We start from the raw sequence: 26,087 nt of genomic DNA, 5'->3' as shown, positions 1-26,087 counted from the left end.
CAGCGCGGCGACCTACTCCGACCCGGCCGGCCACTCCCGGGAAACCGCGAACCTACGCTGACATTTGCGGCGATTTCCCTTGCCGCCCAGATCATGTGATGGGCAGGGTGTTGAATCGGGGGCGAGACGTCCCCGCGTCGTGCGCGGGGGACGCGCCGACGACCGACCGCGAGGAGTGGATCATGCTGGCAGCGCGCCTTCACCTGGGACCGGAACGCCGACTCGAACTGGCGGAGGTTCCCACGCCGGAGCCGGGCCCGGACCACGTGCTGATCAAGGTCGAGGCGGCCGGGGTCTGCCTGTCGGACGTGCACCTGATCGACGGGATGCTGACGCCGATGTTCCTGAACGGCGACACCGTCACGCTGGGTCACGAGGTCGCGGGCACCGTGCACACGCTGGGTCCGGGCGTGACCGGGCCGAAGGTCGGCGACCGGGTGCTGCTGCAGGCCGGCGAACGGCGCGGCGAGATGACCTACACGCGCGGCGTCGACTACGACGGCGGCTGGGCCGAATACGCCCTGGCCCGCGTCGACACGCTGGTGCCGATCCCCGACGACCTGCCCTTCGAACAGGCTTGCTTCATCCCCGACGCGGTCTCGACGCCATGGGCGGCGATCACCGCGACCGCCCGGGTCGAACCGGCGGAGGCGGTGGGCGTGTGGGGCATCGGCGGGCTCGGCGCGCACGGCGTGCAGTTGCTGCGATTGGTCGGCGCCGCCCCGATCATCGCGGTCGACCCGCTGCCCGCGGCCCGGCAGCGCGCCCTGGAATTCGGCGCCGACCTGGCCTTCGACCCGGCCGAACCGGACCTGCGGAGCAAGATCTACGCCGCCACGGACGGCGCCGGACTGGCGGCGGCCTTCGATTTCGCCGGTGTCGCGCCGGTGCGCGAACAGGCCGCGGTCTGCCTGGGCCCGGGCGGTCGTCTGGTACTGGTCGGACTCACCGACAAGCCGATCACCCTCACCGGGGGCACCGCGTTCAGCTTCTTCCAGCAGCAGCTGCGCGGGCACTACGGGTCGTCGCCCGAGCACGTCCCCCAGCTGGTCCGGCTGCAGCGCCTGCACCGCATCGACTTCGCCCGCTCGGTCAGTTCCGTCGTGCCGCTGGCGGATGCCCAGAAGGCGGTGCACGCGCTCGAGGCCAAGCAGGGCAACCCGATCCGCATCGTGCTGAAGCCCTGACCCGCTGCTACGTTGTTCCCCACCGATATTCCGCAGCAGCTCTAGGGGGATCCCACCGATGACGACACTCACCGGCGGGGTGTTCATCGATTGGGAACAGCTGACCGGCCAGACCAAGTTCGTCGTCGATCTGGTGAGTTTTCCGATCTTCAGCGCCATCGCCGGCTGGCTGACGAACTGGACCGGCGTACTGATGCTGTTCTGGCCGGTCTTCTTCCGCGGCGTCCGGATTCCGGGCCTGCAGGTGCTGTATCCGTACTTCCCGCGCCGCGTGCAAGTGCTACCGACCTTCTCCGGCGACGGCAAGCGGATCGGCTTCCAGGGTTTCATCCCGGCCCGGGCCGAGAAGATGGCCAGCATCTGCGTCGACATGGCGATCATGCGGATCGGCAGCCCCCGGGACTTCATCCACGAGCTGGATCTCCAGGGCATCGCCGACTACATCGCGGAGGCGGCGCGCGGCCGGGTCCGCTCGATCGTCGACGACGTGATGCAGCGGGAGAATCCGGAGCTGTGGCGCGCGGTACCCCGGCCCGCCAAACAGGCGCTGTACCAGCGGGTGGAGCGCGAGCTGCCGGAGCTGACCCGCCGGGGCTTCGAGCGGCTGGGCAACAATGTCGATCAGCTCATCGACATCAAGAGCTTCGTGATCCGCTACCTACAGGCCAACCCGTACATCCTCAAGGACCTCACCACCACCATCGCCGCCCCGGAACTGAAGTTCATGGTGCGCATCGGCCTGCTCGGGGCGCCGTTCGGCCTGTTGCTGGCGCTGTATCTGGAAGTGCACCACGACATTCCGGTGATCGGCTGGCTGCCGGCCTGGGTGGTCATTCTCGCGGCGGCCGCGGGCATCGGCGTCCTCGTCAACGTGATCGCGATCAAGATGGTCTTCGAGCCCGGCGACCCCCAGCCGCGCTACAAGTACCTGTGGAAACAGGCACTGCTGGCCAAGCGGCAGCCGCAGGCCGCCGCGGACCTCGCGCACATCCTGGCCTACCAGGTGCTGACGCTGCCCAATCTGGCCGGCGAACTGCTCGACGGGCCCAACGGAGACAAGACCCGGCAGCTGGTCGAGCGCCTGATCGCCGACGAGATCCACCGCCAGCTCGGCCGCACCACGTCGGTGGTCCGCGCCGCCTTCGGCCGCCGCCAGTTCGACAACCTCAAGGTCGGCGCCGCCGGGGCGGCGGTAGACCTGGCGCCGAGCCTGGTCGAGGACGAGGCGTTCGCGCTCGAACAGGCCAAGAAGATCGACGACTTCGCCGCCCGCAAGCTGCAGAAGCTCACCCCGGGCGAGTTCATGGAGATGTTCTACGCCTCGGTGGAGCAGGATGCCTGGCTGCTGTATCTGCACGGTGCGGCGCTGGGCCTGGTCGTCGGCGGGGCGCACCTGATCCTGTTCGGCTGGTAGCCAATAACAAGCACGCGTGCTTGCATTTTTTCGGGCCGGTTGCCATGCTGAACGCCGGGTGGATCCGCTCCGCCCGGTGCGCACAGCGTCGTGCGCACCTTCGGGCCGAGGGCAGGGAAGATATGGCTGATCTGGAAGCGCTGCTCGGGGACTTCCGCGCGGAATGCACCGATCTCGACAGCGCCGTGGCGCCGCTGGATCCGACCGGGTGGCGGCGCGACACCCCGGCGCACGGCTGGACCATCGCCCATCAGATCGGCCACCTGACCTGGACCGACGAGATCGCGACGCTCTCGGCCACCGACCCCGGGGCATTCGCGGAGGTACTGCGGGAGGCGATGCGGCCATTGCCCGCCGCGTCGGACACCGCCCACCGAGCCTCTGCCCACCCGGACGCCGCCCGCCAGGAGACCACAACCCCGGACCCGTCAGCCTTCGTCGACGAGGCCGCCGAGCGAGCCGCCGCGGCCCCGGCCCCCGAACTGCTCGACCGCTGGCGGCGCGGCCGCGCCGCCCTGGACGATGCCCTGCGCGCCGTCCCTGCCGGAACCAAACTGCCCTGGTTCGGACCGCCGATGAGCGTCGCGTCGATGGTCAGCGCGCGATTGATGGAAACCTGGGCGCACGGGCAGGACGTGGCCGACGCGCTCGGCATCCGCCGGCCGCCGACGGCCCGGCTGCGCAATATCGCCCATATCGGCGTTCGCACGAGGAACTTCGCCTACTTGGTCCATGGACGGACGCCACCCGACGAGGAGTTCCGGATCGAGCTGACCGCACCGGACGGCGGCACGTGGGCCTGGGGTCCGAAGCATGCCGCGCAACGCATTACGGGCCCGGCCCTGGACTTCTGCCTACTGGTGACGCAGCGCCGCCACCGCGACGACGTGGCCCTGACGACGAGCGGCCCGGACACCGCCGACTGGCTCACCATCGCACAGGCGTTCGCCGGGCCCGCCGGAACCGGCCGTGCCCCAGGCTCGTTCGCCTGATCGGAAAGAATGGGAGCTGGCGGGCGCCAACTTTGGGTGCGCCGTGCCTGTGCCGACCGGACGCCGTTGGCCGGAGGTTTTGCCAGATGGCAGTCGAAGCGGACGCTCCGCCAGCTATTGATTGTTTACCCCGCCGTTCACGGCCGGAAACGCCTGTAATACAAAGAGATCGGCATTCGACAGATATCCGGGATTTGCATTCCCCGTGGCGGTAATTGCCGGATAACCGGCCGAAATAACCCGCCCGGTGGCCGTTTGCTGGCCCGCTCAAACTGTGATCTTGATCGCACCGACCGGAAGGGGTGCCGGACGGCGCAGTAACCTGGACGTGCGTGCGACTTTCAACGGTGCGGGTCGCCGCCGGCAGGGGGCCACGGGAGAGGGAAAGGAACGCACCGTCATGTCGCAGTATCCGGCGACGGAACGTCGCAGCAGCCGGCGATCGGGGCAGATCCTCCAGCACACCGCCATCGTGTTCGCCGGCATGGCCAGCATCGGTCTCACCGTCGCCGCCGGCTCCTATGTCGTCGATCAGATCGCCGAGTCGACCCGACCGCCCGACGCGGGGCGCCCGGCACCGAACGCCGCCGTACCGGCCGAAGCACCGGCATTCGCACCCGATAACCGCGAATATCCCCGCGGCGCAGCGGCAATCGAGCAGGTAGGACTGGCGGCCGGGCAGGTGAGCCTGGCGGCCGAGAGCCGGCGAGTGCCCGTCGCGCTGCTCGCACCGCACACCCTGAACGTTCCGCGGCCCACCGACACGCCGCGGGCCCCGCAGATTGCCCAGCGAGTCGGCCACGTCGTCCTGCCGACCGCGCCACACCGGCCCGCAGACCAGAGCGGCATGGGCGGCAGGCTGCGATTACCCGGTGGCGCCTACGTCGGCGCCGATATCGGCCCGGGCGGACCGAATTCGGTCTCGATGACCGTGGACACCGACGCGTTCGCGACGTCCACCGGTCGTCCGGGCCCGGCCGCGCCCGACACCGCGTCGCAGGTGACGAGGTTCCGCACGGATCTCGACACCGACAGCGGTGAGGTCACGCTCGCGGTGTCCGGTCCGCTGCTGGGACAGCACGACATGCGGCTGCAACGGCACCCCCGCCCGGACACCACTGCGCCGCCCACCTCCGCGACCGACGTACCGGCCACCGTGCGCCCGGAGGCCGAAACACCAACGGAGACACTGGAGGCGGTCGCCGCCGACCCCGAACGCGCGGTCGCCGACAACTCCCGGACCACGGTCGGCTCAGAGACCACAGCCGCCACCGGCACCGACACCACTGTCGCCGCCGGCTCCGACACCACTGTCGCCGCCGGCTCCGACACCACTGTCGCCGCCGGCTCCGAGGCCACGGGGGCGCGACCCGTCCTCGGCAACTCCTGACGTAGCGCGACACGCCCGCACCGACGGCTACCGTTGTCCCCGTGTTCGATTATTGCGTGATCGGCGGCGGCATCGTCGGAGTCGCCACGGCGCACCGCATCCTGGCGAGCCGTCCGGGCGCGAGCCTGGTGCTGGTGGACAAGGCCGCATCGCTGGCCGCCCACCAGACCGGACACAACAGCGGCGTCATCCACAGCGGAATCTATTACGAGCCGGGCAGTCTCAAGGCCAGGTACTGCCGCCGGGGCGCGCAGTGGACCAAGGAATTCGCCGCCGCGCACGACATTCCGTACCGGGTATGCGGAAAGCTGTTGGTGGCCACGGATTCCGCCGAGCACGACCGGATGGTGGCGCTGTACGAGCGGTCGGTCGCCAACGGCGTCGCGGTGGAGCGGCTCGACGCGGCCGAGCTGGCTCGGCGCGAACCGCACGTCACGGGGCTGGGCGCGCTGTTCGTCCCCGACACCGGCATCATCGACTTCACCCGCGTCACCGAGGCGCTGGCCGACCGGGTGCGGACCGACGGCGGCCGGATCGTGCTCGGCGCCGAGATCACCGCCATCGACGAGAACTCGGACGCGGTAACCGTTTCCGGCCCCTCCGGCAGCTGGCGAGCGCGGCGGCTGGTGGTCTGCGGCGGGCTGCAGGCCGACCGGCTGGCCCGGGCCGCCGGACTGCCGATCACACTGCGTATCGTGCCGTTCCGCGGCGAGTACTACCAACTGCCGCCGCGGCGCGCGGATCTGGTGCGCACCCTGATCTACCCGATCCCGGACCCCGAGCTGCCGTTTCTCGGCGTCCACCTGAGCCCGACCATCGACGGCGGGCTGACCGTCGGGCCCAACGCGGTGCTGGGCCTGTCCCGCGAGGGCTACCGCAAGGGCGGCATCGATCCGCGCGACGCCCGAGAGGTGCTGGGCTACCGGGGTTTTCACCGGCTGGCGGCGGCCAACGTGGGCACCGGACTGCGAGAACTGCGCAATTCGCTGTTCCGCCGCGGCTATCTGGCGCAGTGCCGCCGGTACTGCCCGGAGCTGACCCTCGCCGACCTGCTGCCGCGCGAGGCCGGCATCCGCGCCCAGGCCGTCTTGCCCGATGGCACGCTGGCGCACGATTTTCTGATCGAGCGCACCGCGCGGTCGGTACACGTGCTCAACGCCCCGTCGCCCGCGGCCACCTCGGCGCTGCCCATCGCCGATCACATTGTCGCCCAATTGGACATTTGATTAGTACTGCGGCGCAGCCGATTTCCCGGCTCCCGCCGATTCCCGGTAATTTGCCGATCCCCTTCATTAAAGAGGAGAGTTGTAGTACTTTTGGCGGCAGCCGTGGAACAGGAAAAACATGTCTATGGGCCACATCAGGTACGCGAGCGACGTCGGTGCGCCGATCGAGGTCGCGTTCACGTACACGGAAAACCCCGTGTTCGTCCCGGAGTGGATGTTCGGTGTCACCGCCTTCGAGCCGGTCGGCGAGGCCCGCCGCGGGCCCGGGGCGCTGTTCGCCGCCACCGTCCGACTGGGGGTGTGGCGTTCCACGGTCGAGTGTGAGATCACCGAGTACCGCCGCGGTGCGGTGATCGGATACACGCTGCGCAGGCGCCGGCCGGGGAAGGTGGCGCCTGCGCACCCCGAACCCGGAAGTCCTTCGCCCCGACCGGCGATGGGCACCCTGACGCTCCGCTTCGACCCGCTCGGGTACGGCCGCTCGGTGCTGACCTCCGAGGCCGACTACCCGCCGGTCCGCGGCGTCCTGCGGCGACTGTGCGCCCGCCCCGTCGACGCGGCGGTGCGATCGGCCGTCCGTCGCAGCGAATCGCACCTGCGCAGGCGGATCGAGCGGTTCCACGACACCGATCTTGTCGGTCGGATTGCGTAGGGTACCCGTCATGATCATCGTGAGCACCGACGGATCCTGCCTGCGCAATCCGGGCGGCGCCATCGGCTGGGCCTGGGTCGATCATCAGGGCACCTCGGCCAGCGGCGGCGCGGCGAGCGGCACCAACCAGGTAGCCGAGCTACGCGCGGTCCTGGAGGCGATCGTCGCGCACCCCGGGCCGGAGCCGCTGCTCATCGAGAGCGATTCGCTCTATGCGATCAAATGTGCGTCGGAATGGATCTCGGGCTGGCGGGTCAACGGCTGGCGCACCTCCACCGGCAACGCGGTGAAGAACGCCGAACTGGTGCAGCACATCGATCATCATCTCGCCTCCCGCCCCGGCCCCGTCCGGTTCCGCTGGGTACGCGGCCATGTCGGCAACTACTTCAACGAGCAGGCCGACAAGCTCGCCGGCCAGGCGGCCCGGGAGGCCGCGGCGATGCCGGATGCCATCGCCTCCGGCATCGCCGATCTACCCACCCTGGTCCCGGCCGGCCGCAAGGCCACGGCTACCGACGCCGTCGCGGAAAGTCCGGCACGTGCCGCCGCACCGCCGGAAGATTCTGCCGCACCGGCGAAAAGCCCTGCCGCCCCGGCGAAGCCGCTCGACACGGCCGCCACGGTGGCCACGTCCGAGGCACTCACACTGTTCTGACGGTCCGCACACCGATGCGTTCCGACCAGCAGCCGCTGCACCTTTCGGCCGCACGGCACCGAGCGCCTCCGGCGGTGGTGGATCGGCCCACCGCCGGAGGCCACCGGCACTCGAACTCGGCCACCCCGGCTGGTTCGTCTCAGGCGCCGGGCCGTCTCGTCTCAGCCGCCCGGCTGGGGCGCGGGGGCTTCGCCGGGCTGACCCTCACCGGCACCGGACGGAACGCCGGGGGCGGGGACCGTCGAGCCGCCGCCCATGTCGTTCATCATCGGCGACTGGAAGCTCGACGCCAGCCACTTGCCGTCCTTGTTCTCCATGGTGGCCACGACGCCGATGGTCATCTTCTGCGGCTGCGGGGTCGCGGCCTTCGACTGGTTCTGCGTGATCAGCATGATCACGGTCGCCTTGCTGTCGTCGCCGGACTCCCAGGCGCAGTGGATCTCGTCGATGCCGGAACGGGCCTGCGCCTGGGTGGTGATGTCCTTCAGCGCGCTCGAGGCGGCATCGAACTGGTTCGCCCAGTCGCCGGTGGACCGGTCCTTGACCCGCTTGACGTAGTCGTCGAAGTTCTTCGAGTCGTACGTGCCGACCTGCCGTCCGAAGTCGCAGGCGGCCGCGGTCGCCTCGTCGCGCGCGTCCAGCTGTCCGCCGCGGTCGCTGGCCTGCAGATAGAACACCACCACGGCGGTAACCGCCGCCACCAGCACCACTCCCGCGGCGAAGGCGGCCACGATCGGCCACAGGTTGGACCGGCCACCGCCCGGCTGCGGCGAGTGCATCCGCTCGGTCGGCTCGGCGGAGCCCGCGAACGCGGGACCGGCGGGACCGGACGCGGCGGGCGTCGGCTGGGCGGTCCCGAGCTTGACCGTCTCGTCCTCGCCAGTCCCGGACTTCACGCCCTCGGACTTCGCGGTGTCGAACTTCACGGTCTCGGATTCCGCCGACTCGGCTTCGGCGGACTTGCCTTCAGCCTCGGTGGACCCCTTTTCGATCTTGGCCGTCACGTCCGCGTCGGTGGTGTCTTGCGGCCGAGGAGCGTCGGCCTTCGCCTCGGCATCGGTAGTCGGTTCGTCCTTGGCAGCGTCTTCGTCGGACATGAACTGATGTATCACTTTCCCGGCGTGCTCAGGCACACCGCGTTGCCGGGTCGGCTCGGACGGGTCCGGGCCGGACAGGTTCTGTCAGCGAGTATGCCCGCCCCGGCGGTGTCGCCGCCGGGCCGGGCCACGCTCACCGCACCGGGGGCAGGGTCCGCTCGTTCGGATCGGCTCCCGCCGGCATCTGAGCGCCGTTGTTGGGCACGTCGGGCCGCGGCGCATTCGACGAACCGCGGATCTGCTGATCCGGTGGCGGGCTCGTGCAGTAGTTCCACTTCGGCAGCGTGCCGTCCTGGACCACGTACGGTGCGGTCGGCTTGTTGTCGTACTGGCAGAACGGCCGCGGCCAGATATCGACGATGGTATGGAACTCGTTGTCGTGCGCCGGCACGCCGATCGCGGAGCTGCCGACCACCAGGGACGGGAACAGTGCCTGCAGCGCCGGCCTGCGCAGCTGCGCCGCCTTGGTGATCGCCTCGAAGTTGGCCGCCAGGCTGGTGATCGGATCGGCCGTCTTGTCCAGCACCGCCCCCAGCTGCTGCATCTGGCCGGGCGCCGAATCCAGGATCTTGCGCAATTCGTCGTCCGCGCTGCTGAACTGGTTGAACAGCGTCTGCGAATTATTGGTCAAGGTGCTCAGGTCCGGCTGCGCCTGCGATGTCGTGGATGCGATCGTCCGCAGGTTCGTCAGCAGATTGGTGGTCTGCGGCAGCAGATTGTCCAGGCCGGCGGTGACCACGCTGAGCGCATTGATCATGTCGCGCAGCTGATCCGGGCCACCCGACAGCGCGACATCCATATCGTTCAGGATCGAGGTGAACCGATCGGGATCGATCTGGTCGAAGAAGGCGCTCGCATTGTCCAGCACCGACCACACCGGGGTCGGGGTCGTCACCTTCTGCGGATCGAACCGGACGCTCGCCCCGTCGGCCAGGAACGGTCCCTGATCGGTCTCCGGCCGGAAATCGATGTACTGCTCACCGGCCCCGGAGAGGGCCTGCACCGCGATCCGGGTGTCGACCGGAATGTGGTAGCGGCTGTCGATCTCGGCCTCGGCGGCGATCGCACCGCCGTGATCGGTCAGGTCGATCGAGTTGACCTTGCCGATCCGGTAGCCGCGCAGCGTCACGTCGTTGCCCGGCTGCAGGCCGCCCGAGCGATCCAGGCTCACGGTGACCGTGTAGGTCTGCCGCACCGGATTCACCCGCATCACGCTCACCAGCAGGTACGCCGCACCGATCACGAAGACGACCACCAGGCCCACACTGGACAGCACCAGCTTGTGCCGCATCAGCCAGCTCATCGGTGGCCTCCCGTCACTCGCCCGTAGACGATCTGCAGCACCTGGATCAGGCTTCCCGCGAAGTCCTGGGCATCGCGCACATCCCAGAACTTACTGTGCTGCGGGTCGGTCACCAGGCCCACGTCGAGCTGGGTCAGAATCGCCTGGACGGCGAGCGTGTTGCCCTTGAACGACGCATCCACACCGGGCCGCAGGTCGTGCAGCGAATCCATCAGCGGACCGAAGTTGTTGCGCGTCTGTGCCAGTGCGCCCATCAGCTGATGCAGATTGTCGAGCAGGCTGGACAGCTGTTCGGTGCTCGTATTCGCGTAGTCGCCCAGCGCGGCGCTGGTGGTGGAGACCTTGGTCAGCAGGTCACCGATCTGCTTATTGTTCTCGGCGATGGTGCCGATCATCGACGGCAAGGTCTCGGCGACCTGACCCAACTCGTTGTGCCGGGCCTCGACGCTGGCGGTCAGCGCGTCGAATCCGGCGAGCGTGCTGTCGATCCGGTCGCTGTTGCTGTGCAGCGTCGTGGTCACGCTCGTCATCTGGCGCAGCAGGCTGGCCAGCTGGTCGGGCCGCCCGCCGACGACCGAATCCAGTTCCGAGGTCAGCTTGGTCAGCGCGGCCATACCGCCGCCGTTGAACAGCATCGAGATCGACAGCAGCAGCTCCTCGACGGTGGCCCCGGCCGAGGTCTGATCGAGCCCCAGGGTGTCGCCGCTCTTCAGCAGCTCCCCGCCCGGCGCGTCCTGGGGCTTGGAGACCGCGATGAACACGTCGCCGAGCGGCGTGGCCTGGCGCAGCTCGGCCTTCGTGCCCTTCGGCAGCTCGATGTCCTTGCGGATGGTCATATCCACGATGGCCTGGAAGTTCTTGGTCTCGATGTGGCTGACCACCCCGACATCCGAGCCGCCGATCTTGACCTTGGCCTGATCGGGCAGATTGAGCGCATTGGCGAAAACCGCACGCACGGTGTAGGTCTCGCCCTGCAGGCCCGGCTTGGGCAACGGCACCTTCTCCACCGTCAGGCCGCAGCCCGACGCCGTCAGCACCGCGACCGACGCCGCGAACGCCACCGCGGCGCGCCGTGTCCGTCGTGTCAGATGCTGGATCATTTCGTCATTCCCATCAGCGCCGCGGTCAACCCGAGGTCGGGCCCGAGGTCCTGCACCTTTCCGGTCCGGCAGCCGTCGGCGCGCATCTGAATCCGCTCGCAGAACAGGCTGATGATCTCGCCGGAGAAGATGGTGCCGGTGAGGCCGTGCAGCCGGACGAAACCGCGCTGCCGATCCATCGACCGGTCCAGGTTCTGCAGCAGCAGCGGCGCGGTGTCGGCGACCTCGGTGAGACCGGCGGCGTTGGCGCGCAACTGGTTGGTCACCTCGGTCAGGCCGGTCAGGCTGGAGGCGAGCTGATCCTGGTACTGGGTGAACGCGCCGCTGGTGTTGTTCAGGAAGTCGTTCATCTGGGTCAGCGTCGCCTGCAGGCCCGGTGCCTGCTCGGCCAGCAGCGAGGACATCTGGGTGATCTGGTTGCTGAAATCGCGGACCGACTGGTCGTTCTCGGCCAGCATCGTGGTCAGCTCGTTGAGCTTGATGATGATGCTCGACACCGCGTCCTTGTTGTCGACGCCGAGCTTCAGCGCGCCGGACAGCGCGTTCAGGGTGTCGCGAATCTTGTCGCCCTGGCCGTTGACCATGTCGTAGAGCAGGGTCCCCGACAGCGGACCCTCCTGAGCGCCCGGCGCGGGCTTCAGCGCATCGGCGAACTGGTCGATGGTCTTGATCATCGTGTCCAGCTCGACCGGGGTGCGGGTCTGCTCGACGGTCAGATGCGCCTTGTCGGGCAGCGCCGGCCCGCCCGTGTAGGCGGGGGTCAGCTCGATGTGCCGGTCGGTGACGATCGACGGCGAGATCAGCGCCGGCGTCACGTTCACCGGGATCTTCACCTTGTTCTCGATGATCATGTGGACCTCGACGAACTGCCCCTTGGGCACGATCTTGTCCACCTTGCCGACCTCGAGGCCGAGCACCGTGATCGGGTTGCCCTCGAACATGCCGGCGATATTGCGGAAGTCGGCGGTGATGTGCGTGGTCGCGCCCACCGTGTCCTGGACGCCGGTCGGCACGATCGAGCAGCTGCCCAGTGCCAGTGCGACCGCGCCGAGCGCGGCAGCCTTGGCGGCGCGTACCGCACCGGTCGCCGTGGGCCGGCGCAGCCGGGGCATCCTCGCGGTCATCCCTCTCACTGTCATCCCTGGCACCCCTCGATGACTCGGGCGAAGCACAACCAGTTGTCCGGGAACAGCCACGGCACGCCGACCTCACCGTAGGGTCCGTTGCCGAAGGCGTTGTTGAACTGGCGCACACCCACCGGCATGATCTGCAGCAGCCGGTCCAGGTTGTCCTTGTTCTTCTGCAGGCCCTCGGACATGGTGTTCAGCTGCTCGATGGTCGGCCCGAGCTGGTTGTCGTTCTGCGCGCCGATCTCCTGCAGCTGCCTGGTCAGCGTCGCGACGTTGTCCAGCAGCCGGCGCAGCAGCTCCTGGCGTTCCATCACCCGGCCCGCGATGGCCTGGCCCTGAGTGATCACCAGCAGCACGCTGTTGCGATTGTCGCCGAGGATCGTGGTGACCTTGTCCAGATCCTTCAGCAGCTGATCGACCTGGTCGCGCCGGCTGTTGATGGTCTTGGCCAGCGCGCCGACGCTGTCGAGCGCCTCCGCGGTCAGCTGCGGGGAGCCGTTGATCTGGTCGCCGAGCACCTGGAACGACTGGACCAGCTTCTGGGTGTCGAGCGCCTCGAACTTCGGCGTGCCGACCTGCACCACATCGGCCAGATCGTAGGGAACCTGGGTGTTGCTCTTCGGAATTCGCTTGTCCTTCAGGCCGGAACCGGTGCCCGGATCCAGCGCGATGTAGCGGGCACCGAGCAGGGTCGCCATCTTGATCGACGCCCTGGCGTTCGCGCTCAGCTTCACGTCGTTGTTCACCTGGAGGGTGAGCAGCACGTGGTCGCCCTCGATCTCGGCGCCGGATACCGTGCCCACCGGAACGCCGGACACGTCGACCTTGTCGCCGATCTTCACGCCGGCGGCCTGCGCGAACTCCGCCTCGACGTCCTGGGTGCCGATGCCGATCTTCTTGTAGCCGCTCGACGCGACCAGCAGCGCGACGATCAGCACGGCGCCGATCGCGCCGAGCCAGAAGTAGCGATTGCCCTGAAAGCGGCGCCGCAGCCGCGCTCCGAATGTCGTCATGGCCGGCACACCGCCGAATGGGAGTTGCCGCCGATCTGGCTGAGCAGGCCGCGCGGCAGCAGGATGTTGTACAGCGAGACGTCCAGGCTGCACAGGTAGGCGTCGACGTATGTGCCGTTCTGCGAGGCCTTGGCGATATCCGACAGCATGTTCGGCAGGTCCACCGCGGCCCGGTCGAGCTTGGCCCCGTTATCGATCAGCATGGTCAGCGCGTCGCGGCTGGACTGCTGCGCGGTGACCAGCTTCGGCTGCACCTGCCCGACCATGTTCACCAATCCCGTGGTGGCATCGGCGATCTGGACCGTGGACTGCTGCAGCGATTGGCCCTGCTCGTAGAGCCCGCCGATGAGCGCGCGGGTCTGAGTCACCAGAGTCTCCAATTCGTCGCCCCGCTTGGCCAGCCCCTGCATCGTCGCCGACAGATTCGTGATCACGTCGGTGAGGATGGCGTCACGGCGCTGAAAATCGCCGGCCAGCCCCGCCGCCTGGGTGAGGAAGGTGCTCAGCGACACCCCGTCACCCTGCAGCGCCATGATGAAGGTGTTCGACAGGTTGTTGATCTGCTCGGGTTGCAGCGTCTGGAACAGCGGCTGGAATCCGTTGAGCAGCCCGGAGATATCGAACGACGGCTCGGTCCGATCCAACGGGATCGATCCGTTGTTCCGCAACGGCACCGCGTCCCCCGTCTTGCCGGGTGCCAGTGCCAGATACCGCTGGCCGATCAGGTTCTGGTAGCGGACCAGGGCCTTGGTATTGCCGAACAGCGTCTGATCGCGCTCCACATCGAAGGTCACCTTGGCCCTGTGGTCGCCGTCGAGCTCGATCTCCTTGACCTTGCCGACCCGCACACCCGCCATCCGGACGTCGTCGTTGACCCGCAGCCCGAGCACATCGCTGAACGTCGCCGAGTAGCTGTTGGTGTCGCCATCGACACTGCGCGCCAACGTATTCCACACGATGACCGTCACCAGGATCGAAACGATCGCGAAGATGCCGAATCCGATCAGCGGCTTGCGAATGCTCATCGGCCTGCACCGGCCTCGGCAACTTGCAAGGTTCCACCCCTCAGGATCGAGCTCAACAACAGGTACTCGGCCGTGCTGGGCTGACGGCCCAGCAGTGCCGTGATGGCGGAATCCCCGGTGTAGGAGATCGGACCGGCCGCGGGCGTCGGCTGAGCCGCGGGGGCCGCCGGAGTCGGCTGTGCCGCGGGAGCCGGCGGCGCGGGCGGCAGCAGCGGCGGGATGCCCGGGATCGCCGGGAACAGGCCCTGCAGCGGAGTCCCGGCGAACGGGGTGGCGGGCGCCGGGTCCTGCGGTGCCGCGGTCTCGGTGGTGACGCCCGGGATGTCCGGCAGGCCGGGCATCGGGGCGAGCGGAGGCAGCCCCTGAGCGGCGTCGAGCCGGCGCGGCTTCATCGACTCCGGCAGCTGACCGGGATCGGAGACCTCCGGCGCGGTGCCACAGCTGGGCGCGGTCAGTTCACCGTAGCGCGGGCAGTCCGACCGGTCGTAGGGCTTGTACGGAGTGAGCGTGATGCCCAAGTTCCAGACCATCTGCCGCTGCGGGCCCCAGTGGAAGGTGGTATTCAGCGCCCGGAGCGAATTGTTCAGGTTCGCGATGGCCTGCGGAATCGCCTGCGGGTTGTCGGACAGGGCGCCGAACATGTCGCTGGTGCCCGCGGTGATCGACTTGCCGAGATCGGGATTGCGCGCGAACAGCGCGTTGACCTTGTCGACCGTGCCGGAGGTACCCGACAGCAGAGCGACGAGTTGCTGCCGCTTGTCGGTGACGGTCTGCGCGGTCTTCACCGAATCCGCCAGCACCTGCATCAATTCCGGTGCCGACTGGTTGAGCGCGTTCGCCGACGCGGAGAAATCGTCGAGGGTCTGATCCACGTCGGGCACGGCCCCGCGCACCTGGGTCAGCCAGTTGTCCAGCCGCTCGACGGTCGAGCCCGGCACCCGGCCGTCGCCCTGCAGCGAATAGGACAGGGTGCTCAGCACCCGGCCCAGCTGCACCGGGTCGATCTTGTTCAGGATGGTGCGCACCGTGGTCAGGGTGTCCTGCAGCGCGATGGTGCCCTGGCTGCGGTCCTCCGGGATCTGCGATCCGGCGCGCAGCGACGCCTCGTCCGGGCCGTTGTAGACCAGCTCGATGGAGGTCACGGCGAACAGATTGCTCGGGACCACGCGCGCGGTGACATTGGCCGGGATGTCGCCGACGTACTCCGGCTTCATCTCGATGTTCACCTGCTGCGTCTCGCCCTTGTTCGCCACCGCGACGTCCTTGACGACCCCGACCAGCACGCCGCGGAACTTCACGTCGGCGTTCTCCGGCAGCCCGTCGCCGGTGGTGCCCATGCTGGCGGTGACGTCCACCTTCGGGTGCATGATCTTGCCCTGGTACCGGGCCATCAGGAAGACCAGGATCAGCACGAACACGACCAATCCCGAGGCGCCCGCGATGAGCAGTTGCCGCATCGTCGGTCCGCGGCCACTCGGATCGATGATCATCCGCGCCCCTTACCCCGAGATCCTGATGCCGGGGTTGATGCCCCAGACGGCCAAGGTGATGAACAGGTCGGCGAACACGACCGCGATGATGCAGAACTTGATCGCGCGGCCGGCCGCCACACCCACGCCCTCCGGACCGCCGGAGGCGAAGAATCCGTAGTAGCACTGGATGAACGTCGTGATCGCCACGAAGACAATGGCTTTGAGCAGCGACCACAGCACGTCGTGCGGAATCAGGAACTGATAGAAGTAGTGCTGGAAGGTGCCGGTGGCGGTGCCGCCGATCAGCTGCACGGTCAGCGAGCAGGTGATGTAGGCGAACGGCAGCGCCAGGCAGTACAGCGGAATGATGGCGATCATCGCCGCGATCATCCGGGTGCTGACCAGATACGGCAGCGGCCGGATGGCCTGGGACTCCAGCGCATCGATCTCCTCGGAGATGCGCATGGCACCCAGCTGCGCGGTGAACCGGCACCCCGCCTGCGAGGCGAATGCCACCGTGGCCAGCATCGGCCCGAGTTCCCGGGTGGTCGCGAAGGCGGACACCGCGCCCGTGATCGGACCCAGCCCCAGCAGGTTCAGCGAGTTGTATCCCTGGATGCCGACGGTCATGCCGCCGAACGCGCTGAGGATGAGCACCACGCCGATGGTGCCGCCGCCGACGACGATATTGCCGTTGCCCCAGGTGACGTCCGAGAGCAGGCGCCACACTTCCTTCGGATAGTGCTTGAACGCCAGCGGCATCGAACCGATCGACCGCAGGAAGAAGAACACCTGGTGACCGATCCGGGCCAGCCAGTCCCGCGGGGCGGTGGCGGATCCCCGGATCCGCTGGAGCGGCCGCAGCAGCGGCGGTACATAGGTAGACGACACCGGCTCAGACCATCTGTGAGGGGAACAGGGTGTTGTAGATCTGCGTGATGATCAGATTCACACCGAACAGCATCACCGCGGACAGCACCACGGCCGTATTCACGGAGTTGGCGACACCACCGGGGCCACCGCGGGTGTTCAGCCCGGAGTCACAGGCGATGATCGCGGCGAGCAACCCGAAGATCAGCGATTTCACCAGGGCCGCAATCAGATCCGAGACCACCGCGAACGACGAGAACGTGCCGATGTAGGAACCGGGCGTCCCGTTCTGGGCGAACACATTGAAGATATAGCCGGTCAGGAAACCGACGAAGATGACGAAGCCGCACAGCAGCACCGACACCAGCATGGCCGCGCCCAGCCTGGGGGTGACCAGCCGCCGCAGCGGATCGACGCCCATCACCCGCATCGCGTCGATCTCCTCGCGGATCGTGCGCGAGCCGAGATCTGCGCAGATGGCCGAGCCGACGGCGCCGGCGATCATCAGCGAGGTGACCAGCGGGGCGCCCTGCTGGATGATGCCCAGACCGTTCGCCGCGCCGATGAACGAGGTCGCACCGACCTGACCCGCCACCGAACCGACCTGAATCGAGACGATCACACCGATCGGGATGGCGACCAGGAGAGTGGGCGCGGCGGCGACCGAGGCCATGAAGGCGCATTGCCTGATGAACTCGCCGAACGGGAAGCGCCGGCGGACGATGGCGACGAACAGCTCGCCGATGGCGGCGATACCCATGGTGATCTGACGGCCGAATGTCTCGAGCGAGCGCTTGGGGTGATCTTGCCAGTACGCCTTGGTCCAGTCGACTGCTCCACTCATCCGTGACCCGGCCGGCGGACTGTTGGTGACCTGCACTTACTAACCCCTCTCGACGCCGGTTACACGCCCCGGCGACTGTGTTGCCTGACGCACCTTACTACGGAGTTAGGAGAAACACACCATAAAGTGTGCGCGCCGTCATAGACCCAGATCACGCTCCGGCTTCGGCTGTGATCGGCAACATGAAGTTGGGGCGAACCACAATGCAACGAGACAAAGTACTAGAACGAGTTACAGGTTTCTTGAACAAATGTCCAACTCGCCCTCCTGTGCAATTTTCCGGGATTGAATTAATCGTCGGGACGACGCACCTGAAGATCTTTCGCAAGCCTATCCGCGCCCGAGCCGATTCCGGGACAGCCCGCCCCGGGTGTCGTGCCGGGACGACGCGCCGGTCGTGACCGGAAACCGCGACCGCACAGACCCGGCCGTAACGGCGCGGGGACAGGTGTCGATCCGGCAAACAACACAACAGCAAGAGGCGCGCCCCGGCCCGAATACTGACAGGATGTAGTACTACATGGCTGATATCGTGCGGGCTTCCGACGTCTGGAGGGACATGTTCAACAAACTCGCCAGGGCGGCTCGTGCCGCCTTCGCCGTGGCCGTAGGCGCGGCGCTGCTCGGCACGGGCGCGGGTGTCGCGCACGCGGATCCGGGCCCAGCGATCGGGGGTGGCTCCGGAATCATCGTCGACAATCAGTACGAGTGCACCGTCACCACCATCGGCCACGACTCGGCCGGCCGGCTGGTCGGCCTGACGGCCGGGCACTGCGGCGAGGCGGGCTCGCAGGTGTGGGCCGAAAGCGACCGGGGGGCCGGTGTCATCGGCACCTTCGCCTACTCCGACCACGATCTGGACTACGCGGTCATCGAGTTCACCAACGTCGTTCCCGTCAACCGGGTCGGCAACGTCACGATCGCCTCCCTCGGGGCGCCCGCCCAGTTCCCCGCGATCGCCTGCAAGGAGGGCCGCACCACCGGCAACACCTGCGGCATCACCTGGGGAGATGTCTTCCAGACCGACGAGACGTGGACGCAGATGTGCGTCGTGGAGGGCGATTCGGGTGCGCCGGTCGTGATCGGCAACACGCTGGTCGCGATGGTGAACGCCTACCTGGCGGTGGCCTGCTTCGGGCCCGAGGTCGGCACCAATATGAGCGCGATCATGAACGACATGAACACCAATCACGGCGGGGTCGGCGCGGGCTTCACACCGATCTAACGGCGGATCTCGTCTTTCCGGCGGATGCGGGGCGGTGAGGTTTCCTCACCGCCTCGCGGTGTGTCCGGGCACCGGCGGCTGTACGGCCGGGCCCACCACGCCGCAGTGCGGCAGGCAGTCGACCGTCGACCGCTCCGGACGCCGACGGCGGGGACCGCCCAGCAGCAGGGCCGCCACTACCGCGCCGACGATCAGCAGTCCGGCGCAGATCCGCATCGCGACGGTGAATCCGTGGTCGATCACCGACGCGTCTCCGATCGATCCCGAGATGCCGGCCACGCCGGGCAGCGCGGCCACCGCGAGCAACTGCGCGGTCCGGGCCACGGCATTGTTCACGCCCGAGGCGATCCCGGCGGCCGCGGCGGGCACAGCGCCCAGCACCGCCCCGGTCAGGGGCGCGACCAGCGCCGACAATCCGAGCCCGAAGATCACGACACCGGGCAGCACGTCGCGCAGATATCCGGCCGCGGTCGCCGAATCCGGGCCGATCCGCAGCAGCAACAGCACCCCGGCCGCGGCCACCAGCGGCCCGGCCGTCATCGGCAGGCGCGGCCCGTGCCGCTGGGCCCATCGCCCGGCCCGGGCCGACAGCACCAGCATCAGCACGGTGACCGGCAGCGTCGCCACCCCCGAGAACAACGGGGAGTACCCGGCGACCTGCTGTAGCTGCAGGACCAGCAGGAAGAACACGCCGCCCAGGGCGGCGTAGACGGCCAGGGTCACCAGATTGGCCGCGGTGAAGACCCGGCCCGAGCGCGCGTCGCGGCCCTCTGCCCGGGCCCGGTCCGGGGACGAGGCGGGAGCCGCGGATCGGGCAGGCGCCGAGGACGATTCGGCCGTCGAGGACGGCCCGGTCTCCGGAGACGCACCGTCTGCCGGGGACGAGGCGGCCGTCGGGAACAGCTCGGCCCCGGTGAACAGGCCCGGCGGAACCAAGGGGTGATCGCTGCGCATTTCGATCACCGCGAAGACCGCCAGCAGCACCAGCCCGGCCACGCTCAGCAGCGGTGTCGCCTGGATCAGCCCGAAGGTCAACGCGCCGAGCCCGGCCGCCACCACCAGCGCGCCGGGTACGTCCAGCCGGTCGGGCGCGTCCGGGTCGCGGCTCTCCGGCACGTGCCGCACCGAGACCGCCACCACCACGGCGGCCAGCGGCACATTGATGAGGAAGATGGACCGCCAGCCGGCGACCTCGATCAACCAGCCGCCCAGGAACGGGCCGAGGGCACCGGCGACGCCGCCGAAGCCGGACCACAGGCCGATCGCGGCGCCCTGATCGCGGTCATCGATCGACGAGGAGATCAGCGCGAGGCTGCCGGGAGTCAGCAGCGCGCCCGCGATGCCCTGCAAGACGCGCGCCGTCACCAGCATCTCGATGTTCACGGCGGCCCCGCACAGGACCGAGGCGGCGGCGAAACCGATCGTGCCCCAGACGAACACGCGCCTGCGGCCGAGCCGATCGCCGAGCGACCCGCCGAGCAGGATGAACGACGCCAGCGTCAGCGTGTAGCCGCTCAGGATCCACTGCAATCCGGATACGCCTGCGTGCATCGACTCGCCGATCCGGGGCAGGGCGATATTGACGACCGTCGCGTCCAGGGCCGCCACCGAGGAGCCGAGCACGGTGGCCAGCACGATCCACCGTCCGGTCGACGAACCCAACCGCGGCGGCTGCGTGGTACTCACGGCACCACGCTACGGCCGCCGGGCGCTCGACGGCTCGCGGCAGGGCGTCGGTGCGGCGTGACAGGGGTGGCGGTACCGGCGTGCCGGGGTGTCAGAGATTCTGCACGCAGACCACGAATCGGCGCTGGTCGTAGACGAATCCGCCGTCATCGTGCGGGCAGGCGTCGACGCTGTCGGTGTTCGGCAGAATGGTCAGCACCCGCACGCCCTCGACGGCGGGCTGGGTGCATTCGATCCGCTCGGCGACATCGCCGCCGATATCCATGCAGCCGCCGACCACCCAGTCCCGGTCCAGGCACAGGGCGCCGGTCTCCCGGCCGCGCAGGGTCTCGTAGTACACATTGTCGGTGTCCGAGGCGCACTCGTCGGAGGTCGGCGCCTTGCCGACCACCTTGTAATTGGATTCGCGGCCGCCGCATGCCGCGTGCTCGATGGTGGCCTCCTCGGTGGTCCCACCCAGCTGCACGCAATCGCCGACCTGAGCCTGAAAATCGACGTCGCCACCGGTGGCCGGGGGCTTGGACGTCGGCGCGGACCCGGTGCTCGTCGCGGACTGCGCCGCACCGCCGCCGGCCGCCGTGGGATGACCGCCGACGGTCGAACCGCATCCGGCGAGACCGAGGACGACGACGGCCGAGGCCGGCAACAGGATTCGAACCGAGGCCAACGGATATGACATGAGACCCTCCCCGAGCCGTCCTGCTTCGAATTCGCACCCGGGAGCCTTCGAAGTCACCTTATTTGTTGCTCATGCTAACGGCGGACGATTCTCCGCGTTCCATGCCCGGGTCATCGGCGTCGGCGAATCGCGCGCACGAGCCGGATTCGAGGCTCTGGCAAACGATCTGAGTATGGTGAAGGAGTCGGCCCGAAGGGAGTAAACCGTGAAGCTGATCAGCGCAATCTTGTGTTCGGCGGCAGCGGTTGGGGCCTGTGCCTGCGCCGCCGCGACGGCCTCAGCAACCGATGTGCATTGCTACTCCGCCGACGGCCGGGACGTGACGGTCGTCGAGGGCGACACCGCCTGCCGGGCGGCCGCCGCCGACTCCGGTCGTGCGCATGCCGCCGGTTTCGACGGCGTCGGCTATGCCAGGGCGGCGGCCGGAGCGGTCGCGCTGGGGGTCGGGGCCGCCGGCGGCGTCGGGGCCGGCGAGGGCATCACCGGGCTGCCGGTCGCGATCGGGCTCGGCCCGGACGCGTACGCGCTCACCTCGCTCGATGCCGCACCGGGCGGCAACCGGGCCGGTGTCGCGGTGGCGCTGAACGGCTCTCGGGCACAGGTGGATTCGAGCGAACACCCGGTGGTCTGCCTGGGATCGGCGGCGCTGGCGTGGGATTCGCTCGACGGCGACGGCTGCCTGGCGACACCGGTCGGGTTGTGGCGCACCCCGGCGTCACCGCCCTGAGCCACCGCAACCCTGCACGCTGACCACACTGGAACGCCGCGCCCCCTGAAGCAGTGCGATCCCCTGAAGCAGCACGACAGCCTGGAGCAGCACGACCGCCGAGGGGCTGAAGGACGTCGTCGTCATCGGCGCCTCCGAACCGTGCGGGCATGATCGATCCGGCTGTCCTGCGGCCCGTCTCGACGTGCAGGTCAAGATCGAGCGTCCGGACGCGAGGCGGCCCAGGACATCTTCTCGAAGTACCTGACCGGGGGCAGCTGCACGCCGACGATGTCGCCGAGTTCGGCGGCGATCACGCCGAGTGATCGTCGGAGCTACGCTGATTCCGCGGATTCGGGTAACCCGGTAGCGGACGACCGAACGGATGGCCGCGGTACAGCGGCGTCAGGAGGGCGGCAGATGGTCGCGGCAGCGCCTTTCCCAGAACCCGAGCCTTTCCCAGAACCCGAGCCTTCCTCGGAGCCCGAATCCCTTCCCGACCCCGAGTCTCCCGCCGGGCCGGTCGAGGCGCAGCCGGGAGCGGACGCGCAGCGCATGGTGATCGACCCGCGGTTCGTGCCGGTCGTGCACCGGTTCTTCCGGATGTTCGCCCGCCCCACCCGCGGCGGCGGGGCCTTCGCGGTGTACCTGCACGGCCGACCCGTCGTGGATGTCTGGGCCGGCGAGGCGGCCCCGGGACGACAATGGCGGCACGACACCGTGGCGCTGAGCTTCTCCACCGGTAAAGGTGTCGCGGCGACGGTGCTGCACCGGCTGGCCGAACGCGGCCTGCTCGAATACGACGCACCGGTGGCCGAGTACTGGCCGGAATTCGCGGTGAACGGCAAGGAGACGATCACGGTGCGGGACATGCTCTCGCATCGGGCCGGCCTGCACCGCGTGCGTGGACTCACCGCCACCCCGGACGGCCTCCTCGACTATGACGCGATGGTGGCGGCGCTGGCCGAGGGCGTCGCGGATCCGCGGCGGACGCAGGGGTCGGGGTATCACGCGGTCACCTTCGGCTGGCTGGTCGCCGAGCTGGTGCAGCGGGTGACCGGCGACGAGTTCACCGACGTGCTGCGCCGGGAGATCGCCGAACCGCTGCGCACCCCGGAATTCTGGTATCGGGTGCCGGAATCCGAGCGCCCGCGCATCGCCCGCACCTTCCCGCGGCTGCGCGTGCCGGGCCTGCGCTGGGATGCCGCCTCCGCGCTGATCGCCCGGTCCCGGGTGGTCGCCGCCGTCGCCGAGGCCGGTATGCCCGCCGGGCTCGACGCGCTGGTTGTCGATCCGCGCCTGCACGACGCCGTGATTCCCGGTTTCAACGGGGTGTTCTCGGCGCGGGCGCTGGCGCGGATGTACGGGGCGCTGGCGAGCGACGGGCGGACGGCGGACGGAACGCCGGCGGCCCCGCTGTTGCGCCCGGAGACGATCGCGGTGATCAACCGGGTGCAGCACACCGAGCGGCGCGACTACGTGCTCGGCGTCCGGGTGCCGTTCACCCTCGGCTATCACCGGCCGCCGGTGCTGTCCCGGCGTCCACCTCGAAAGGCATTCGGCCACTACGGCGTCGGCGGGTCGGGCGCCTTCTCCGATCCTGAACTGGGCATGTCGGTCGCCTTCGTCACCAATCGGCTCGGCAACTCGTTCAACACGATCGGCGACGGGCGGCTGGCGCGATTGGCGGGCCTGGCGCAGGCCGCGGTCCTGCGGGATCGGGTCTGACCCGGCCTCCGGCGGGGCCGGAATCGTTCGAACCGCTCGGCCCCGCACCTCGTATTCGTCCATATGAGTAGACAGGCCGGACCTCGGGTGCCACGGTGGGCCGCGGTACACGCGCTGTGGGCCGGCGCGGATTTCGAACGATATTTCCGATGGCGGCGAGATCGCGAGGGCGACCCGTTCTTCGTCCGTTTTCCCGGATTCGGCGCCGTATTGTTTACTGGAACAAATTCTGGTGCTCGGGAATTGTTTCGCGCGCCGATCGATATTCTGCGCCCACCGCACCCGAATCCCATTGAACCGCTGGTGGGTTCGGCCTCACTGATTCTCGCCGAAGATGGACGGCACAGGCGCGAGCGGACTTTACTGGCCCCGGCATTTCATCGCGACCGAATTCGCCGGTACGGCAGCATTATTCGCGATGCGACCCTGGACGAGCTGCGCGGGCACGGCAGCACCCCGCCGTGGCGGCCCGGAACCCGGGTGGATGCCCGGGCGGCGGCCCGGTCGATCACGCTGCGGGTGATCCTGACCGCGGTGTTCGGGGTGGACGATCCGGCGCGCCGGGCCGAGTACACCGCGGCGGTCGGCGCCTTCCTGACCGCCTTCAGCGGACCGCTGCTGCTCGTTCCGGCCTTGCGGCACGGCGCCTTCGGATACGCGCCGTGGGACCGGTTCGTGGCCGCGCGGGCCCGGCTGGACGAGCTGATCTCCGCCGATATCGCGCGCCGCCGGGGCGCCGGCGAGACCGGCGCCGACATCCTGGACATGCTGCTGCACTCGCGCTACGAGGACGGCACCGCAATATCCGACGACGACCTGCGCGACCAGTTGCGCACCCTGCTGGTGGCCGGCCACGAGACCACCGCGACCAGCCTGGTGTGGGCACTGTTCCGGTTGCACCGGCAACCGCACACGCTGCGTCGGCTACGCGCCGAACTGGACGACGCGGGTCCCGGCTTCGACCCCGGCGAACAAGCGCGATTGCCGTATCTGGACGCCGTCTGCCAGGAGACGCTGCGGCTGCACCCACCGGTGCCGATCGTGCTGCGCCGGCTGACCGGGCCGTTCGCGTTGCGCGGCGTCGACCTGGCCGCCGGGGACACGATGGGGATCTCCCTCCCGCTGCTGCACTCCGATCCCGAGGTCTGGGCCGAGCCGGAGCGTTTCCGCCCCGAACGTTTTCTCGAGCGCCGCTACGGGCCCTTCGAGTTCGCGCCGTACGGCGGCGGGCACCGGCGCTGCGTCGGCGCGTCGCTGGCGGACCACGAGCTGCGCATCGTGCTGGCCACCCTGCTCACCCACGTCGTGCTGGCACCGTCACCGCGGTACGCCCGCGGCCGGATTCCGGTGGCCGTGCCGCACAACATCGCCACCGGACCGCACGCCGGGATCACGTTCGACGTCGTATCGGAATGTCCGCGAACCGCCACTCGTATGTGAATTGAATCACAATGAGGTTTGGTAACGCATCGGTGTGATTTTTCGATGCCCGATCGGTTCTCCGAAGCCGACTCGCCGATGCGAACGGCGCAGATGCGCCACCGGGGCAATCCACCGGCGACCTGGTGACGAGTTGCACAGCACAAGACCGAACTTCATAACCGGCAGAACGCAATTGGCGTGCCGCCGCACGGGATGTAGTAATGGAACCCGGGGTCGGGGCCCAGAGGAATCTTCCTGCTCGCGTATCCGCGTGCGTCATGAGGATGGAGAGGACGAGAACGGCAGTGCGCACCACTACCTGTCGCAGACCCGGACGGAACATATCGACTCGCATCGCGAGAATCGGTGTTCTATCCCTGGCGGCGACCGCCGCCGGTGCGATCGCCTTCGCACCCGCCTCGGCCGCGCCGCTGTGGCCGGGCGGCCCCGAGGTCCCGGGGGCACCCGCCTCCGTGCCGCAACCGCAGCCGGAACCGGGCGCCGCGCCGATGAACAACCCGCCGGCACTGCCGGCGGCCAATTTCGCCGCGCCCAACATCGCGCCCGGCGACGGTGAGGTCGTGGGCGTGGCCCAGCCGGTCGTGATCAACTTCAAGGAACCGGTCGGCGATCACGCCGCCGCCGAGAAGGCCATCCGGATCACCTCCACCAACCCGGTGCAGGGCCACTTCTACTGGTACGGCGACAAGCAGGTGCGCTGGCGGCCGGAGAGCTTCTGGACGGCCAACTCCGACATCACCGTCGAGGCGGGCGGCACCACGGTGGCCTACAAGGTCGGCGACGAGGTGATCACGACGGCCGACGACGCCACCCACATGATCACCGTCACCCGCAACGGCGAGGTGGTCAAGGAGATGCCGACGTCGATGGGCAAGCCCAAGCACGAAACGCCCAACGGCACCTACTACGTCGGCGAGAAGAACCGGAAGATGATCATGGACTCCAGCACCTACGGGGTCGCGACCACCGATCCGGAGGGCTACAAGCTCGAGGTCGAGTACGCGACCCGGCTGTCCAACAGCGGCATCTTCGTGCACTCCGCCCCGTGGTCGGTTCCGCAGCAGGGTGTTTCGGATACCAGCCACGGCTGCCTCAACGTCAGCCCGGCGGACGCCCAGTGGTTCTTCGAGAACTCGCAGAAGGGCGATCCGGTCGTGGTGCAGAACTCCCAGGGCACCCTCAGCGCCAGTGACGGCATGGGCGACTGGAACTGATCCGGTACCGAGCACTCCGTACCGAACAGCGCGGGC

Annotated in this window: 23 protein-coding genes; 12 read left to right on the top strand and 11 right to left on the bottom strand. The window is 68.7% G+C overall.

The features are described from left to right. Positions 1 to 182: 182 nt before the first annotated feature. The 7 genes from D892_RS0111965 (at position 183) to D892_RS0111935 (ending at position 7,516) form a co-directional block, all read left to right on the top strand. Positions 183 to 1,187, top strand: a complete 1,005-nt coding sequence (locus tag D892_RS0111965) for a zinc-binding dehydrogenase (RefSeq protein WP_036566960.1) — start codon at positions 183 to 185, stop codon at positions 1,185 to 1,187. 58 nt (positions 1,188 to 1,245) lie between these two features. Continuing rightward, positions 1,246 to 2,601, top strand: coding sequence for a hypothetical protein (locus tag D892_RS0111960; protein WP_024801463.1), 1,356 nt, complete (start codon positions 1,246 to 1,248; stop codon positions 2,599 to 2,601). A 122-nt stretch (positions 2,602 to 2,723) separates the two neighbouring features. Beyond that, positions 2,724 to 3,593, top strand: coding sequence for a TIGR03084 family metal-binding protein (locus D892_RS0111955; RefSeq protein WP_024801462.1), 870 nt, complete (start codon positions 2,724 to 2,726; stop codon positions 3,591 to 3,593). A 400-nt stretch (positions 3,594 to 3,993) separates the two neighbouring features. Continuing rightward, positions 3,994 to 4,983 (top strand): hypothetical protein, encoded by a 990-nt coding sequence (locus D892_RS0111950; RefSeq protein WP_156959473.1) that lies wholly within the window; start codon positions 3,994 to 3,996, stop codon positions 4,981 to 4,983. Positions 4,984 to 5,024: 41 nt separating this feature from the next. After that, complete coding sequence (gene lhgO, locus D892_RS0111945) at positions 5,025 to 6,209, top strand: L-2-hydroxyglutarate oxidase (protein WP_024801460.1); 1,185 nt, start codon at positions 5,025 to 5,027, stop codon at positions 6,207 to 6,209. Positions 6,210 to 6,333: 124 nt separating this feature from the next. Continuing rightward, positions 6,334 to 6,861, top strand: a complete 528-nt coding sequence (locus D892_RS0111940) for an SRPBCC family protein (protein WP_024801459.1) — start codon at positions 6,334 to 6,336, stop codon at positions 6,859 to 6,861. 10 nt (positions 6,862 to 6,871) lie between these two features. Continuing rightward, entirely contained in the window at positions 6,872 to 7,516 is a 645-nt protein-coding gene (locus D892_RS0111935; protein WP_024801458.1) for a ribonuclease H, read from the top strand. A 161-nt stretch (positions 7,517 to 7,677) separates the two neighbouring features. On the opposite strand, the gene D892_RS40970 is transcribed toward D892_RS0111935, so the two are convergent. The 9 genes from D892_RS40970 to D892_RS0111890 form a co-directional block, all read right to left on the bottom strand. After that, positions 7,678 to 8,613 (bottom strand): hypothetical protein, encoded by a 936-nt coding sequence (locus tag D892_RS40970; RefSeq protein ID WP_156959472.1) that lies wholly within the window; start codon positions 8,611 to 8,613, stop codon positions 7,678 to 7,680. Between the two features lie 133 nt (positions 8,614 to 8,746). Then, entirely contained in the window at positions 8,747 to 9,916 is a 1,170-nt protein-coding gene (locus tag D892_RS0111925) for an MlaD family protein (protein ID WP_024801456.1), read from the bottom strand. Next, positions 9,913 to 11,016 (bottom strand): MCE family protein, encoded by a 1,104-nt coding sequence (locus D892_RS0111920; protein ID WP_036566957.1) that lies wholly within the window; start codon positions 11,014 to 11,016, stop codon positions 9,913 to 9,915. Before D892_RS0111920 ends, D892_RS0111925 begins: the two co-directional genes overlap by 4 nt. Continuing rightward, entirely contained in the window at positions 11,013 to 12,140 is a 1,128-nt protein-coding gene (locus D892_RS0111915) for an MCE family protein (RefSeq protein ID WP_024801454.1), read from the bottom strand. The genes D892_RS0111920 and D892_RS0111915 overlap by 4 nt, the downstream gene beginning before the upstream one ends. A gap of 11 nt (positions 12,141 to 12,151) precedes the next feature. Then, positions 12,152 to 13,159, bottom strand: a complete 1,008-nt coding sequence (locus D892_RS0111910) for an MCE family protein (protein WP_024801453.1) — start codon at positions 13,157 to 13,159, stop codon at positions 12,152 to 12,154. Then, complete coding sequence (locus tag D892_RS0111905; protein WP_024801452.1) at positions 13,156 to 14,184, bottom strand: MCE family protein; 1,029 nt, start codon at positions 14,182 to 14,184, stop codon at positions 13,156 to 13,158. Before D892_RS0111905 ends, D892_RS0111910 begins: the two co-directional genes overlap by 4 nt. Beyond that, positions 14,181 to 15,674 carry an MlaD family protein gene (locus D892_RS0111900; RefSeq protein ID WP_024801451.1) on the bottom strand — a complete coding sequence of 498 codons (1,494 nt, stop codon included), beginning with the start codon at positions 15,672 to 15,674 and terminating at the stop codon, positions 14,181 to 14,183. Before D892_RS0111900 ends, D892_RS0111905 begins: the two co-directional genes overlap by 4 nt. A gap of 9 nt (positions 15,675 to 15,683) precedes the next feature. Next, the gene (locus D892_RS0111895; protein ID WP_024801450.1) at positions 15,684 to 16,547 is read right to left on the bottom strand and encodes an ABC transporter permease; all 864 of its coding nucleotides are present in this window, start codon (positions 16,545 to 16,547) and stop codon (positions 15,684 to 15,686) included. A 4-nt stretch (positions 16,548 to 16,551) separates the two neighbouring features. Continuing rightward, complete coding sequence (locus D892_RS0111890; protein ID WP_051499620.1) at positions 16,552 to 17,370, bottom strand: ABC transporter permease; 819 nt, start codon at positions 17,368 to 17,370, stop codon at positions 16,552 to 16,554. Between the two features lie 559 nt (positions 17,371 to 17,929). On the opposite strand from D892_RS0111890, the gene D892_RS0111885 reads away from it, so the two are divergent. After that, positions 17,930 to 18,595, top strand: coding sequence for a trypsin-like peptidase domain-containing protein (locus D892_RS0111885; protein WP_024801448.1), 666 nt, complete (start codon positions 17,930 to 17,932; stop codon positions 18,593 to 18,595). Positions 18,596 to 18,640: 45 nt separating this feature from the next. Here the strand turns inward: D892_RS0111885 and D892_RS45065 are convergent, their stop codons facing one another. Together D892_RS45065 and D892_RS0111875 are read right to left on the bottom strand one after the other, a co-directional pair. Continuing rightward, positions 18,641 to 20,281 (bottom strand): MFS transporter, encoded by a 1,641-nt coding sequence (locus D892_RS45065; RefSeq protein WP_024801447.1) that lies wholly within the window; start codon positions 20,279 to 20,281, stop codon positions 18,641 to 18,643. A gap of 91 nt (positions 20,282 to 20,372) precedes the next feature. Continuing rightward, positions 20,373 to 20,960, bottom strand: coding sequence for a hypothetical protein (locus D892_RS0111875; RefSeq protein ID WP_024801446.1), 588 nt, complete (start codon positions 20,958 to 20,960; stop codon positions 20,373 to 20,375). Between the two features lie 205 nt (positions 20,961 to 21,165). Here D892_RS0111875 and D892_RS0111870 point away from each other — a divergent pair, with 205 nt between their 5' ends. The 4 genes from D892_RS0111870 (at position 21,166) to D892_RS0111840 (ending at position 26,051) form a co-directional block, all read left to right on the top strand. Then, positions 21,166 to 21,687: a DUF6764 family protein gene (locus D892_RS0111870; RefSeq protein WP_024801445.1), complete on the top strand. Its 522-nt coding sequence runs from the start codon at positions 21,166 to 21,168 to the stop codon at positions 21,685 to 21,687. Positions 21,688 to 22,221: 534 nt separating this feature from the next. Further along, the gene (locus D892_RS0111855) at positions 22,222 to 23,394 is read left to right on the top strand and encodes a serine hydrolase domain-containing protein (RefSeq protein ID WP_024801444.1); all 1,173 of its coding nucleotides are present in this window, start codon (positions 22,222 to 22,224) and stop codon (positions 23,392 to 23,394) included. A gap of 63 nt (positions 23,395 to 23,457) precedes the next feature. Next, entirely contained in the window at positions 23,458 to 24,834 is a 1,377-nt protein-coding gene (locus tag D892_RS0111850; protein ID WP_051499048.1) for a cytochrome P450, read from the top strand. A gap of 266 nt (positions 24,835 to 25,100) precedes the next feature. Beyond that, a complete protein-coding gene (locus D892_RS0111840; protein WP_156959471.1) occupies positions 25,101 to 26,051 on the top strand; it encodes an Ig-like domain-containing protein in 951 nt (316 codons plus the stop codon). Positions 26,052 to 26,087: the final 36 nt, after the last annotated feature.

Source organism: Nocardia sp. BMG51109, from assembly GCF_000526215.1.
In the GTDB taxonomy this organism is placed as follows: domain Bacteria; phylum Actinomycetota; class Actinomycetes; order Mycobacteriales; family Mycobacteriaceae; genus Nocardia.
This window is presented reverse-complemented; position numbering and strand designations above follow the sequence as displayed.

Coding starts and splice junctions, on each gene's coding strand:
- D892_RS0111965 (WP_036566960.1), top strand. CDS start 183: ATGCTGGCAGCGCGCCTTCACCTGGGACCGGAACGCCGACTCGAACTG.
- D892_RS0111960 (WP_024801463.1), top strand. CDS start 1,246: ATGACGACACTCACCGGCGGGGTGTTCATCGATTGGGAACAGCTGACC.
- D892_RS0111955 (WP_024801462.1), top strand. CDS start 2,724: ATGGCTGATCTGGAAGCGCTGCTCGGGGACTTCCGCGCGGAATGCACC.
- D892_RS0111950 (WP_156959473.1), top strand. CDS start 3,994: ATGTCGCAGTATCCGGCGACGGAACGTCGCAGCAGCCGGCGATCGGGG.
- D892_RS0111940 (WP_024801459.1), top strand. CDS start 6,334: ATGGGCCACATCAGGTACGCGAGCGACGTCGGTGCGCCGATCGAGGTC.
- D892_RS0111935 (WP_024801458.1), top strand. CDS start 6,872: ATGATCATCGTGAGCACCGACGGATCCTGCCTGCGCAATCCGGGCGGC.
- D892_RS40970 (WP_156959472.1), bottom strand. CDS start 8,613: ATGTCCGACGAAGACGCTGCCAAGGACGAACCGACTACCGATGCCGAG.
- D892_RS0111925 (WP_024801456.1), bottom strand. CDS start 9,916: ATGAGCTGGCTGATGCGGCACAAGCTGGTGCTGTCCAGTGTGGGCCTG.
- D892_RS0111920 (WP_036566957.1), bottom strand. CDS start 11,016: ATGATCCAGCATCTGACACGACGGACACGGCGCGCCGCGGTGGCGTTC.
- D892_RS0111915 (WP_024801454.1), bottom strand. CDS start 12,140: ATGACCGCGAGGATGCCCCGGCTGCGCCGGCCCACGGCGACCGGTGCG.
- D892_RS0111910 (WP_024801453.1), bottom strand. CDS start 13,159: ATGACGACATTCGGAGCGCGGCTGCGGCGCCGCTTTCAGGGCAATCGC.
- D892_RS0111905 (WP_024801452.1), bottom strand. CDS start 14,184: ATGAGCATTCGCAAGCCGCTGATCGGATTCGGCATCTTCGCGATCGTT.
- D892_RS0111900 (WP_024801451.1), bottom strand. CDS start 15,674: ATGATCATCGATCCGAGTGGCCGCGGACCGACGATGCGGCAACTGCTC.
- D892_RS0111890 (WP_051499620.1), bottom strand. CDS start 17,370: ATGAGTGGAGCAGTCGACTGGACCAAGGCGTACTGGCAAGATCACCCC.
- D892_RS0111885 (WP_024801448.1), top strand. CDS start 17,930: ATGTTCAACAAACTCGCCAGGGCGGCTCGTGCCGCCTTCGCCGTGGCC.
- D892_RS0111875 (WP_024801446.1), bottom strand. CDS start 20,960: ATGTCATATCCGTTGGCCTCGGTTCGAATCCTGTTGCCGGCCTCGGCC.
- D892_RS0111855 (WP_024801444.1), top strand. CDS start 22,222: ATGGTGATCGACCCGCGGTTCGTGCCGGTCGTGCACCGGTTCTTCCGG.
- D892_RS0111850 (WP_051499048.1), top strand. CDS start 23,458: ATGAGTAGACAGGCCGGACCTCGGGTGCCACGGTGGGCCGCGGTACAC.
- D892_RS0111840 (WP_156959471.1), top strand. CDS start 25,101: ATGGAGAGGACGAGAACGGCAGTGCGCACCACTACCTGTCGCAGACCC.